General features: G+C 63.1%; 12 protein-coding genes. 6 read left to right on the top strand and 6 right to left on the bottom strand.

Going from position 1 to position 11,856, the window contains the following annotated elements; all coding sequences use genetic code 11:
- Positions 1-807 carry a DUF1700 domain-containing protein gene (locus tag CLU93_RS25730; protein WP_257225097.1) on the top strand — a complete coding sequence of 269 codons (807 nt, stop codon included), beginning with the start codon at positions 1-3 and terminating at the stop codon, positions 805-807.
- A 10-nt stretch (positions 808-817) separates the two neighbouring features.
- A complete protein-coding gene (locus CLU93_RS25735; RefSeq protein WP_099763926.1) occupies positions 818-1,624 on the top strand; it encodes a head GIN domain-containing protein in 807 nt (268 codons plus the stop codon).
- Here the strand turns inward: CLU93_RS25735 and CLU93_RS25740 are convergent.
- Complete coding sequence (locus tag CLU93_RS25740; RefSeq protein WP_099763927.1) at positions 1,611-2,861, bottom strand: TIGR03862 family flavoprotein; 1,251 nt, start codon at positions 2,859-2,861, stop codon at positions 1,611-1,613. The two genes, CLU93_RS25735 and CLU93_RS25740, sit on opposite strands and share 14 nt — an antisense overlap.
- A gap of 155 nt (positions 2,862-3,016) precedes the next feature.
- Here CLU93_RS25740 and CLU93_RS25745 point away from each other — a divergent pair, with 155 nt between their 5' ends.
- Entirely contained in the window at positions 3,017-3,250 is a 234-nt protein-coding gene (locus CLU93_RS25745) for a hypothetical protein (protein WP_099763928.1), read from the top strand.
- Between the two features lie 42 nt (positions 3,251-3,292).
- Here the strand turns inward: CLU93_RS25745 and moaD are convergent, their stop codons facing one another.
- Genes moaD through thrC form a run of 3 tightly spaced genes read right to left on the bottom strand, consistent with a single transcriptional unit; the run spans position 3,293 to position 6,280 of the window.
- On the bottom strand, positions 3,293-3,547 hold the full coding sequence (gene moaD, locus CLU93_RS25750) for a molybdopterin converting factor subunit 1 (RefSeq protein WP_099763929.1): 255 nt from the start codon (positions 3,545-3,547) through the stop codon (positions 3,293-3,295).
- Positions 3,548-3,557: 10 nt separating this feature from the next.
- The gene (locus CLU93_RS25755; protein WP_099764602.1) at positions 3,558-4,784 is read right to left on the bottom strand and encodes a molybdopterin molybdotransferase MoeA; all 1,227 of its coding nucleotides are present in this window, start codon (positions 4,782-4,784) and stop codon (positions 3,558-3,560) included.
- Positions 4,785-4,798: 14 nt separating this feature from the next.
- Positions 4,799-6,280: a threonine synthase gene (thrC, locus tag CLU93_RS25760; protein ID WP_099763930.1), complete on the bottom strand. Its 1,482-nt coding sequence runs from the start codon at positions 6,278-6,280 to the stop codon at positions 4,799-4,801.
- Between the two features lie 219 nt (positions 6,281-6,499).
- Here thrC and CLU93_RS25765 point away from each other — a divergent pair, with 219 nt between their 5' ends.
- The 3 genes from CLU93_RS25765 to CLU93_RS25775 all read left to right on the top strand — a co-directional run bounded on the left by CLU93_RS25765 (position 6,500) and on the right by CLU93_RS25775 (position 9,273).
- On the top strand, positions 6,500-6,913 hold the full coding sequence (locus CLU93_RS25765; protein WP_071077491.1) for a hypothetical protein: 414 nt from the start codon (positions 6,500-6,502) through the stop codon (positions 6,911-6,913).
- Between the two features lie 55 nt (positions 6,914-6,968).
- A complete protein-coding gene (locus CLU93_RS25770) occupies positions 6,969-8,438 on the top strand; it encodes a hypothetical protein (RefSeq protein WP_099763931.1) in 1,470 nt (489 codons plus the stop codon).
- A 94-nt stretch (positions 8,439-8,532) separates the two neighbouring features.
- Positions 8,533-9,273, top strand: a complete 741-nt coding sequence (locus CLU93_RS25775) for an AAA family ATPase (protein ID WP_180287947.1) — start codon at positions 8,533-8,535, stop codon at positions 9,271-9,273.
- Positions 9,274-9,419: 146 nt separating this feature from the next.
- Here the strand turns inward: CLU93_RS25775 and CLU93_RS25780 are convergent, their stop codons facing one another.
- Positions 9,420-10,832 (bottom strand): L-serine ammonia-lyase, encoded by a 1,413-nt coding sequence (locus CLU93_RS25780; protein WP_099763933.1) that lies wholly within the window; start codon positions 10,830-10,832, stop codon positions 9,420-9,422.
- Positions 10,833-10,880: 48 nt separating this feature from the next.
- Entirely contained in the window at positions 10,881-11,846 is a 966-nt protein-coding gene (locus CLU93_RS25785) for an NAD-dependent epimerase/dehydratase family protein (protein ID WP_099763934.1), read from the bottom strand.
- Between the last annotated feature and the right edge of the window lie 10 nt (positions 11,847-11,856).

An 11,856-nucleotide genomic window follows, 5' to 3' on the forward strand; every position in this document is an offset into this window, starting at 1 on the left:
ATGATGAACAAGCAAGATTATCTCGACTCTCTGCGGCGCGCGCTGGCAGGCTTGCCACCGGACCTGGTGGCCAAGACGCTCGATTATTACGAACAGACCTTCATCGAAGGCGCTGCGGCCGGCCGCAGCGAGCATGAGATCGCCGACGACCTGGGCGAACCGAAAAAAATCGCCCTCACCTTGCGCAGCAGCACGCACCGCCAGGCCTTCGAACAGAAGAAAACCCCCGTCAACCTGCTGCGCCTGCTCGTGTCGCTGGTGGGCCTGGCCATCTTCAACCTGTTCATGGTCGTACCTGCCGCCGTCTACGCGGCCCTGCTGGCCACCCTGTATGCGGTCGGCCTGAGTTTTTACCTGGCCGGCATTGCCATCACGGCCAGCGGCTTGTCCGGCGCCAACGAACTGGTGCTCGATGGCCCCTTGCGCCACGTCTTCATCCATGACGATGACGGCGGCGAAGGCGGCGAAGGCGGCGAGCGGCGCGAAACGCGCATCACCATCGGCGACACGGGCATCGAAATCGACCACGTGCCCGGCCCCTTGCAGCGTGACCCGGCCGAGTCCGAGGCCGGGGCGCCCGGGGCTTCCTCGCGCATGTTGGAGCGGGCCGAAGCGCTGGCCGGCGGCGGTATCCGCATCTCCACCGACATGGACCGCGATGCGCGCACCACGCAAACCATCTTTGGCGCGGGCATGCTGCTCGGCGGTATCGCCATCTTCCTGCTCAGTCTGGTGGTCACGCGCTATACCTTGATCGGTATCAAGCGCTACATCGCCATGAATGTCTCCCTGCTCAAAGGTCACTAGAAAGGCTGCCATGAAACGCTTGCTCAAAGTTGGCCTGTCCATGCTCTTGCTGGCCATAGTCCTGATCGCCATGTCGTATGCGGCGCTGCGCGCCAAAGGGATCAGCAATCCCAGCAGCGCTGCCGGCCGCGCCGTGCGCAGCGAAACGCGCCCCATTTCCGCCAACATCAACAGCATCGACCTGGCCGGGCCCATCGACCTGGTGCTGCGCCGCGGCGCCACGCCATCGATGAAGGTCAGCGGCGAACAGCGTCTGCTGTCGAATGTCGACACTACGCAGGATGGCACCACCCTGCATATCGGCCCGAAAGGCATGCTGTTCCACCATCGCCAGCCGCTGCAGGTGGAACTGGTGCTGCCATCGCTCACGCGCGTGGAAGTGCACGGCAATGGCGACAGCAAGATCACGGGATTTTCCGGCGACAGTTTCATCCTGGAATTGACGGGTTCGGGCGACGTCAGCTTCACGGGACGCTACAAGCAGGTCCAAGCCACCGTCAACGGCAGTGGCGACCTCGACATCAATGCCGGCAACAGCGACAGCGTGGTGCTGGAAATGGTGGGTTCCGGGCGCATCGCCGCCAGCGGCAACACGAAATTCCTGCGCGCCGACCTGAGCGGCTCAGGCGATATCGATGCCGAGCACCTGGCGGCCGACAAGGCCAGCGTCAGCCTGCAAGGCTCCGGCACGAGCACCGTCTTCGTGCGCGACGCCACCAACCTGACCTTGCGCGGCAGCGGCGACATCCACATCCACGGCAACCCGCGCCAGCGCGATGCGCAGAAAAGCGGGTCAGGCGATATTATCTGGCATTGACTTTCTCTTCCAGCCACGCCACCGCCTGCTCGCCAGCCGCCTTGCCTTGCGCCAGGCAGGCCGTCAGCAGGTAGCCGCCCGTGGGCGCTTCCCAGTCCAGCATTTCACCGGCGACAAACACGCCCGGCATGGCGCGCAGCATGCTGCCGTCGACGCCGCCGAAGTCCACCCCGCCGGCGCTGCTGATGGCTTCATCGATGGGACGCGGGCGCTGCAAGGTGACGGGCAGCAGCTTGATGGCGGCAGCCAGTTTGACTTCGTCGGCAAAGTCGGCCGAGCCCAGGCATTCGCGCAGCAAGCCCGATTTCACGCCTTTTATCCCCAGCCGGCTTTGCAGGTGGCTGGACATGGAGCGGGCGCCACGCGGGCGCGTGACTTCCTCGAACACGCGCTGATGACTGTGGTCAGGCGCCAGGTCGAGCCAGATGGTGGTGCGGCCGTCACGCGCGATCTGCTCGCGCAGCGCGGCCGATAGCGCATAAATCAGGCCGCCTTCGATGCCGCCCGCCGTGATGACGCACTGTCCCTGGCGCTTGACCGTCAAGCCATCGAGGTCATGCGCGGTGATGGCCAGCGTAGCCAGGTGCTCGCCCGCGTAACGGCTGCTGAAATGCTCGCTCCAGTCCACGTCGAAGCCGCAATTGGCCGGCGCCAGTGCTGCCACGGCCACGCCCTGCCCTTGCAGCAACGGCACCCAGGCGCCGTCCGATCCCAGGCGCGCCCAGCTGCCGCCACCGAGCGCCAGGATCACGGCATCGAAGGAGCGCAGGCGTTCGCCGTCCGGCGTGGCGAACGCCAGCTGGCCGTCGTGCCAGCCCGTCCAGCGGTGGCGCATGTGAAACTGCACGCCCGCTTCGCGCAAGCGGTGCAGCCAGGCGCGCAGCAAAGGCGCGGCCTTCATATCGGTCGGGAAAACGCGGTTCGAAGAACCGACGAAGGTCTCCACGCCCAGGCCGTGCACCCAGTCGCGCACCTTTTGCGGACCGAACTGGTCCAGCGCCGGTTTCACCCGGTGCGCTTGCCTGGCGTAGCGCGAGACGAAGGCCTGGTAGCCTTCCGCGTGCGTGATATTCATGCCGCCGCGCCCGGCCAGCAGGAATTTGCGGCCGACAGACGGCATGGCGTCGAACAATTCCACCTGCGCCCCCTGGTCGGCAGCCGCCTGGGCGGCCATCAGGCCGGCGGGGCCGCCGCCGATGACGGCGATGTGAAACGGAGGGGAACTGAAATGGGTCATGGCAAGCTGGAAAGACGGTGAAAACCCCGGCATTTTAGTCGAGATAAGGTCCGGGGATGGCAAGAATGCCGAAAAATGATGCATACTGCGCGGACATGCTGCAGCGATCAGTACTTTGACTTCACCAGACAACGCGACGACAAGAGGAGAAACACATGGGTGCAGGATTCTGGATTTCCCGTTATTTGCTGGCCAGTTCGATCTTATTCATCATCCTGACGGTGGTCGAATACAGCAAGGGCACCACCAGCAACGCCGACATCCTCAGCGCGCTGGCCTGGTCGCTGGTGGCGTCGGCCATCTTCATCGGCTCGAAATACTGGCGCTACAAGAAAGCCATCGCCTGCGCCACGTGCAGCGGGGACAAACCAACAACCAAGTCGTCATAAGAAAATGGCCGCTTCAGCGGCCATTTTCTTGAGTGGACATTTTCAGCCGCCCGTCACGGGCGGGAAGAATGCCACCTCGTCGCCTTGCGCAATCACGGTATCGGCATGGCACATCACCTGGTTATGCGCCATGCGCAGCGCACGCCCCTGCGCCAGCGCATATTCCCAGTTGCCGCCACGGGCGATCAGCAGGGTTCTCACCTCGCCCACCGTCAGCGGCGCAGCCACTTCCAGCACTTCCTGGCCCGTGCCCACCAGCTCGCGCACGCTGGCGAAAAATCGCAGATTGATCTTCATCGATACTTCCTTAGTACAGCAATTCGTTAAACGGGATAAAACGCAGCATGTCGCCGCGCGCAATCGACAGCCCAGGCGGGCAATCGATCAAGCCGTCGCCCCACACGGTGGAGGTCAGCACGCCCGAACTCTGGTTGGCGAACAGTTCCAGCTCGCCGTCGTCATTGACCTTGGCGCGCAAGAACTCGTTGCGCCTGTCCGCCTTCAGGCGCTCAAACGCGGCCGGCAGCTGGTAGCTGCGCGGCGCCAGATTGCCCGCCACGCCTTGCAGGCGCAAAATGAACGGACGCACGAACAGCAGGAAGGTAACAAAGCTGGACACGGGATTGCCGGGCAAGCCGACAAAGAAGGCCTCCTGCACTTCGCCGAACGCCAAGGGTTTACCCGGTTTGACGGCGATCTGCCACATGTTCAAGCGCCCTTCCGCTTCCACAGCCGGCTTGATATGGTCTTCCTCGCCCACGGACACGCCACCCGAGGTGATGATCAGATCATTGCCCTGGGCCGCCTGGCGCAGCACGGCTTTTGTCGCTTCCAGGCTGTCTGGCACGATGCCCAGGTCCGTGATCTCGCAACCCAGATTTTCCAGCAGGCCCCGCAGGGTAAAACGGTTCGAGTTGTAGACGGCGCCCGGCGCCAATGGCTGCCCCGGCATGGCCAGTTCGTCGCCCGTGAAAAACACGGCCACGCGCAGCTTGCGCAGCACGGGCACTTGCGCCAGGCCCACGGAGGCGGCCAGGCCCATTTCCTGGCTGCGCAAACGCCGGCCCGCACCGAGGATGACGCCGCCGGCGCGGATATCCTCGCCCTGGCGGCGCACCCATTCGCCCGCATGCGGCACGTGGTTCACCGTCACCACGCCGTCCGCCAAGGTGCACTGCTCCTGCATCACTACGCAATCGGCGCCGTCCGGCAGCAGCGCGCCAGTAAAGATGCGCGCCGCCGTCCCCGGCTGCAGTGGCTGGCCCACGTGGCCGGCCGCGATGCGCTGCGACACGGGCAGGCTGGCCGCGCCGCTGGCGCAGTCAATCGCGCGCACGCAATAGCCATCCATCTGCGTGTTGTCGCGCTCGGGCACGTTCAAGGTCGACGTCTGCGCCGTGGCCAGCACGCGGCCGTTGGCGCGCATGGTGTCGACCAGCTCGACTTCGGCCACCGGACGCGCCGCGCCCAGCATGAAGGCTTGCGCCTCGGCCACCGACAACATCGGTTTACGGGGTGCAGCCGGATCGCTCATCACAGGCCCGCTCATCACAAGCCCGTGTTGGCGGCGATGTACGCCTTCATTTTCTCGACGTCGGCATCCATCACGACAAACTTTTGCGGCAAGTCTTCGATGTTGTCGAAGCCGGCCGGGCGCTCGGCGTCCACGCCCAGCGCTTCGAGGATGGTTTCGTTGAACTTGGCCGCCAGCGCCGTTTCCAGCACGATCATCGGCACGTTCGGTTCCAGGTGCTCGCGCGCCACCTTGATGCCGTCGGCCGTATGCGTGTCGATGGTGATGCCATAGTCGTCGGCCACGTCGCGGATGGTATCGAGGCGGTCCTGGTGCGTGGACTTGCCCGACTTGAAGCCGTATTTGGCCACCAGCTTGAATTCGTCGCCATCGCTGCCAGGCTTGCCGGACAAATCAAAGCCGCCGTGCGTTTCCACTTTCGTGAACAGTGCGCGCACGCGCTCGCTGTCGCGGCCCACCAGGTCGTACACGAAGCGCTCGAAGTTCGACGCTTTCGAAATATCCATCGACGGGCTGCTCGTATGATAGGTCTCGGCGGACTTGCGCACGCGGTAGACGCCCGTGCGGAAGAATTCGTCGAGCACGTCGTTTTCATTCGTGGCCGCCACCAGTTTCGAGATCGGCAAGCCCATCATGCGGGCGATATGGCCGGCGCAGATATTGCCAAAGTTGCCAGACGGCACCGTGAACGACACTTTTTGCTCATTGCTGGTGGTGGCCGCCAGATAGCCGCGGAAGTAGTACACGACCTGCGCCACGACGCGCGCCCAGTTGATGGAATTGACGGTGCCGATCTTCTGTTTCGCCTTGAACGGCAAGTCGTTCGACACTGCCTTGACCATATCCTGGCAATCGTCGAACACGCCTTCGACGGCGATGTTAACAATGTTCGGGTCTTGCAGGCTGAACATCTGCGCCGTCTGGAAGGCGCTCATTTTCTTGTGCGGCGACAGCATGAAGACGCGGATGCCCTTCTTGCCGCGCATCGCGTATTCGGCCGCGCTGCCCGTGTCGCCGGACGTGGCGCCAAAGATATTGAGTTCGGCGCCCGTCTTGGCCAGGGTGTATTCGAACAGGTTGCCCAGCAGCTGCATGGCCATGTCCTTGAAGGCCAGGGTCGGGCCGTTCGACAGCGCTTGCAGCATCAGGGTGGTCGATCCGCCCTTGACGAGGTTTTCTTCGAGCACGCGCAGCGGCGTGATGTCGGCCGCGTTTTCGCCGGCGCGAGCGTTCTTGTAGACTGCCTTGGTATAGGTTTTCGCCGTCAATGCCTTCAGGTCCGCGGCCGGGATATCGGTGGCGAACTTCTTCAGGATTTCGAATGCCAGGTCGGCATACGACAATGTGCGCCAGGCGTTGAGCTCGGCACCAGTGACTTGCGGGTAGTGTTCTGGGAGATACAGTCCGCCATCGGGGGCCAGGCCGCCCAGGAGGATGTCGGAGAATTGCTGCAGATTCGATGGCGCTTTATCAGCGCGGGTAGACACGTAGTGCATAAATTTGAAGAGTCCAGTTGAGCTGAGTGCGGTTGATCATGAATGGCAGCGGATATTATAGTGCCAGCCGCTCCCCAAGGCGAATCCGTCGCGTTTGCCCGGGCAGCACCCGGCAGGCGCAGGGCGCGTCTGTTGTCAAACGACACACCTTGTCGCACGGCAACTGTATCATGGCCGCTTTACAGACTAGCCGGGCACGCCAGCCGGCCCACGACGACCATGCCACAGCTCATCGACCATATCGACGCCATCGCACGCCAGCGCCAGCGTGCCGTGTTGTATCTGGAGTTCCACCCAAAAAGCTACGAAGAGTCGCGCCTCTACCGCCATGACGACGATGCCGTGCGCAGCAGCATGCTCGACTGGTTTGACGCGCAGGCGATCGCCTGGCAGCCTTGCGGTCCCTACGCCGAACTGTCGGGCTTTTCGTCGTGGCGCGGCCAGATCTGCTTCGAGCTGCCGTATGACGAAACGCTGCCCGCGTATTGCCAGCTGCGCGATTACCTCGAGCATGCGGACGGCAGCATGCGCCACGCGGGCGTGCGCTTTTACCTGCTCACCCTCGATCTCGCCATGCAGAACGCGGCCCACGACGAACCCGGCTTCTGGGACCGCTGGGCGCAAGATCTGTAGGTCGGGCTCCGTTTTTACCCCAATTTAACAACACAGCAATGAACAGGAATGCCACATGAAGCGTGACGATTTTCTCAAGCAGGACGAGGTACGGGGTTTTATCGACTGGCTGGCGGCCGAACTGCCAGCGCGGCCCTTTCAGCTGAAGATGGCGCGCAGCCGCTTCGTGCCGGGCGGCCTGGACGTGCAGGCGACGGGCCTGGAAGCGGCACTGGGCCACTATATGTGGAGCACGCGCTGGACCGATGCGCAAGGCAAGGCTGTCGTCTCGGGTAACTGGCACGAGACGCGCGCCTCGCTGGCCATGCTGCGCGGCTGGCTGAAAGACGCCATCGCGCGGCAGGATGAAGACCAGGCGCTGGCCGCCTGCCTGGCCATCCTCGAATGGGGCGGCGTGCGCGGCGCCATCGTCTTCCTCAAGCGCCTGCACGCACAAGGCCGCCTGGTCGCCTACTTCACGCGCCTGGCGCCATTGATGTCGCTCGACTCGGACGCTTCGCTCGATGCGCTCGATACGGATAGCGTGGAACGCTTCGACGCGGGCATGACCAAGATCCACGCCCTGTTTGATGACAGCGGCTCGCCCATCTACGACAGCCGCGTGGGCGCCGCAATGGCCATGCTGTACGCGCAATACCGCAGCCAGGCGGGCAAGAAACTGGCAAAGAAACACTGGCTGGCCTTCCCTTCGGGCGCCGCGCGCGGCAAGCAAATCCGCAATCCCAAGGGGATCGACGTCGGCTTTGCCGGTGCACCGCAATTCTTTGGCAAGGCCGTGTCGTGCCAGGACTGGGCGCAATGGCAGGTCAAGCTGGGCTGGATCCTGCGCGCCGTGCTGGAACAGTGCGACTGGTTCAAGGCGGACAGCGCCGACATGGCCGCCCGCTGCCATGCCTTCGAAGCGTGTTTGTTCATGCTGGGGTATGACTTGCGGTGTTTTGCTGCGACACGCGTCCCGGAAGCGGTGGCCATCGCAGCGCCGGTCGAGGAAGACGAAGTGCCGCAATTTGGCTGGGTGCCGACTGGCTGCTCCTTTAAAAATGTCCTCCCCCTGTACGCACAGTTCCGCCGCGGACAGGAAAAAGACGACCTTGCCACTTTTGCCCAGTGGTATATCAGGACTCAGGGTGCCGCGCTGAAAACAGCCTATGCCTACTGTTTTCCATATTCAGAAAGCGAATTTGACCTATTTGGCAGTAACGAAGAGCGTCTGAATGACGTTTTGGCCGGTGGCAAGAGCGGGCTGTATGCCGCGGTGGCCAGTACGCAGCCTTTTGTAGAAAGCGCCGAGCGGGAACAAATCTGCCTGGTCGACGCCCTGCTGGTCGGACGCACAGCGGATATGCCGGCTCCGGTGCGCACAGCCTGGCTACTGAAAAAAGGCTATGCGGGAACGAAAAATGCAGCCGACACCCTGATGACGGTCGGACGTCAGGTCGGCCGTCATTTCGGCCTGCTCGACAAGAAAAATCGCCCCACAGCCTTCTACCACGAGTACTTCGGCGATTGCATGCGCGAGCCTTAAGTCAAAAAATCAGGCGCCCGTGCTGGCGCATGCGCCTGATTTGCGCCACACTGGTGTTTGTCGGCCCGCTTCCGGGCCATTCATGGAACCGGCCATGTCGCTGAGTAAAAAACCGTATCTGCAAAGCGCCACGCTGCGCCACGACACCGTCGTCGACCTCGATCACTATCCGTTCACCATCCCCGCCATTCGCGACTTCGTGCACATGGATTTCCACCGCGATGTGACGTTTTTCGTGGGCGAGAATGGCAGCGGCAAGTCGACCATGCTCGAAGCGCTGGCCGTGGGGCTGGGCTTCGGCAAGGATGGCGGCACGCGCAATGTGCGCATCGCCCTGCCGTCGGACGAGGAATCGGGTTTGCATGCGCATCTGCGCCTGAGCAAAAGCTACAAGAAGCCCGATGACAGCTATTTTTTGCGCGCCGAAAGCTTTTTCAATGTCGCCACCTACATGGACGACATGCCCGAGTACCTGGGCAGCTACGGCGGCAAGTCGCTGCACGCGCAATCGCACGGCGAAGCGTTCATGGCGACCCTGATCAACAAGCTGCGGGGCAAGGGACTGTATCTGCTGGACGAGCCCGAGGCGGCCCTGTCGCCCAGCCGCCAGATGGCTGCATTATCGGTGATCCACCAGCTGGTGCAGGACGACTCGCAGCTGATCATCGCCACGCATTCGCCCATCCTGCTGGCCTACCCGAACGCGAAAATCCTCAGCTTTACGGGCGGCGGCATCCACGAAGTGGCGTATGAGGATACGGAACACTATGCGGTCACGCGCGATTTTTTGAATCACTACCCGAGAAGGCTGGAGCAGTTGTTTGAGGAGGAGTGAGTTGGTGGCTGCTGCTTTGGTGATGTCGGCTTACTGCCTTGGTGATGTCGGCTTACGCCCTGCGGGCTAAGCCGACCTACGCCGACCGTGGCATAGCGTAGGTCGGATTAGCGCTGCGCGCGTAATCCGACGCCACCGCCAGCGCATCAGCAAGCGGCGTGGTTCACCGTAATCACGTGAACTGCCAGCCCGCCCAGCGAGGTTTCCTTGTACTTGTCCTGCATGTCCGCGCCCGTCTGGCGCATGGTTTCGATGACTTCGTCGAGGCTGACGAAGTGCGTGCCGTCGCCCTTCAGCGCCAGCGAGGCGGCCGTGATGGCTTTCACGGCGCCCATGCCATTGCGCTCGATGCACGGAATCTGCACCAGGCCGCCGATGGGGTCGCAGGTCATGCCCAGGTGGTGCTCGATGCCGATTTCGGCCGCGTTTTCGATCTGCTCGTTCGTGCCGCCCAGGGCCGCCACCAGGCCGGCCGCCGCCATGGCGCAGGCCACGCCGACTTCGCCCTGGCAACCCACTTCGGCGCCCGAGATCGAGGCATTGCGTTTGCACAGCATGCCGATGGCCGCTGCCGTCAGCATGAAGCGGCGCACGCCGCCGACCGGGTCGCTGGGGCGGCAATCCTGCGCGTAGTAGCGCAGCACGGCCGGGATGATGCCGGCGGCGCCGTTGGTCGGGGCAGTGACCACGCGGCCGCCGGCCGCGTTTTCTTCGTTGACGGCCATCGCGTACAGGCTGACAAGATGCACTGCGTCGTGCGGCAAGTCGTTGGCGCGGTTGTCCGACGCCTTCGCCTCCTGCGCCAGGCGCCATAATTTGGCGGCGCGGCGCTTCACGTTCAAGCCGCCCGGCAGGTTGCCCGTCGTTTCCAGTCCATGCGCGATGCAGTCGCGCATGACCTGCCAGATGCGGTCCAGACCTTCATTGAGTTCCGTCTCGCTGCGCTTGACGCACTCGTTCGCGCGCAGCATTTCCGGGATCGACAGGCCACTTTCCACGCCGTGCGCCAGCAACTGCTCCATGGTATCAAAAGGGAAGACGACGCGGGCAGCAGCGGCCGACTCCACGGCCGTTTCGGCCTGGGTCGCAGCTTGCACTTCGCCCGCTTCGCGGATAAAACCGCCGCCGATCGAGTAATACACCTTGTCGGCCCGGCTGCCATCAAGCAGTTTCAGGGTGAAGCGCATGCCGTTCGGATGCTCGGGCAAGGATACGCTCTTGTGCCAGATCAGGCCCGTGGCCGCCGTAAACGGCACCACGTGCATGCCCAGCAAGGCGATCTCGCCGGCCGCCTCGATGGCGGCCAGCTTGCTGTCGACCGCATCGGGCGCCACGTCTTGCGGCGTTTCGCCCATCAAGCCCAGAATGACGGCCTTGTCCGTGGCATGGCCCACGCCCGTCAGCGCCAGCGAGCCATACAGGGCCGCCTCAACGCCCACTACCTGGTCCAGCGGACCGTATTCGACCAGAAAACGCCGCGCCGCCACCATCGGCCCCACCGTGTGGGAACTCGACGGCCCGATGCCGATCTTGAACAGGTCAAATACGCTCATATCCATGTAGTGTCTCTTTATATTAGTATGTTTTTATGAATGCTTGTGTGGTACTCAGGCTGCCTTGGCGGCATGGCCCACGTCGACATTGGCCAGCATGTCGGTGACCATCTGCTCGACGCCGATCTGCGCCTTCCAGCCCCAGTCTGCGCTAGCCTTGCTGTCGTCCAGGCTTTGCGGCCAGCTGTCGGCGATGGCCTGGCGGCTGTCCGGCTTGTAGCTGATCTTGAAGTCGGGGATCATGTGCACGATGGCCTTCGCCAGCTGCTCGGGGTTGAACGACACGCCGGCCACATTGTAGGACGAACGGATCTTGATCTGCGACACAGGAGCATCCATCAGTTCGATGGTGGCGCGGATCGCGTCGGGCATGTAAATCATCGGCAAGGTGGTGTGCGCATCGAGGAAGCAATCATAACGCTCGCCGCGCAAGGCCGCATGGAAGATGGCGATCGCGTAATCGGTGGTGCCGCCGCCCGGAGGCGATTTGTAGCTGATGATGCCCGGGTAGCGGATGCTGCGCACGTCCACGCCATACTTGTTGAAGTAGTACTCGCACAGGCGCTCGCCGGCCAGCTTGCTGATGCCGTACATCGACGTCGGGTCCATCACCGTCATTTGCGGCGTGTTCACTTGCGGCGTGTTCGGGCCGAAGGCGGCAATCGACGACGGCCAGAAGATGCGCAGCGGTTTGCCCGCCTCGCCCCGCTCGCGCGCCAGTTCCAGGATATTGAGCAAACCATCCATGTTCAGGCTCCACGCCTTCAATGGCGCCGCTTCGCCCGTGGCCGACAGCATGGCCGCCAGCTGGTACACCTGGGTGATGCCTTCGTCGGCGATGAGCTTCGCCAGGCCGTCCTTGTCCAGCACATTCAACTGCGCGTAGCGTTTGGCCTGGTACAGATTATTCGTGCCGATGTCGCTGGCGATGACGTTGTCCGCGCCGTGCTGCTGCGCCAGTGCGCCCACCAACTCACTACCGATTTGGCCGTTTGCGCCAATGACTAAGATGCGTTCCATGCTATGTTCC

It is taken from the genome of Janthinobacterium sp. 35 (genome assembly GCF_002754575.1).
GTDB lineage: Bacteria > Pseudomonadota > Gammaproteobacteria > Burkholderiales > Burkholderiaceae_D > Janthinobacterium > Janthinobacterium tructae.

Bases quoted from the DNA above. Each gene is read 5' to 3' on its own strand.
- CLU93_RS25765 (WP_071077491.1), top strand. From the start codon at position 6,500: ATGCCACAGCTCATCGACCATATCGACGCCATCGCACGCCAGCGCCAG.
- CLU93_RS25740 (WP_099763927.1), bottom strand. From the start codon at position 2,861: ATGACCCATTTCAGTTCCCCTCCGTTTCACATCGCCGTCATCGGCGGC.
- CLU93_RS25775 (WP_180287947.1), top strand. From the start codon at position 8,533: ATGTCGCTGAGTAAAAAACCGTATCTGCAAAGCGCCACGCTGCGCCAC.
- CLU93_RS25745 (WP_099763928.1), top strand. From the start codon at position 3,017: ATGGGTGCAGGATTCTGGATTTCCCGTTATTTGCTGGCCAGTTCGATC.
- moaD (WP_099763929.1), bottom strand. From the start codon at position 3,547: ATGAAGATCAATCTGCGATTTTTCGCCAGCGTGCGCGAGCTGGTGGGC.
- CLU93_RS25735 (WP_099763926.1), top strand. From the start codon at position 818: ATGAAACGCTTGCTCAAAGTTGGCCTGTCCATGCTCTTGCTGGCCATA.
- CLU93_RS25780 (WP_099763933.1), bottom strand. From the start codon at position 10,832: ATGGATATGAGCGTATTTGACCTGTTCAAGATCGGCATCGGGCCGTCG.
- CLU93_RS25755 (WP_099764602.1), bottom strand. From the start codon at position 4,784: ATGAGCGATCCGGCTGCACCCCGTAAACCGATGTTGTCGGTGGCCGAG.
- thrC (WP_099763930.1), bottom strand. From the start codon at position 6,280: ATGCACTACGTGTCTACCCGCGCTGATAAAGCGCCATCGAATCTGCAG.
- CLU93_RS25730 (WP_257225097.1), top strand. From the start codon at position 1: ATGATGAACAAGCAAGATTATCTCGACTCTCTGCGGCGCGCGCTGGCA.
- CLU93_RS25785 (WP_099763934.1), bottom strand. From the start codon at position 11,846: ATGGAACGCATCTTAGTCATTGGCGCAAACGGCCAAATCGGTAGTGAG.
- CLU93_RS25770 (WP_099763931.1), top strand. From the start codon at position 6,969: ATGAAGCGTGACGATTTTCTCAAGCAGGACGAGGTACGGGGTTTTATC.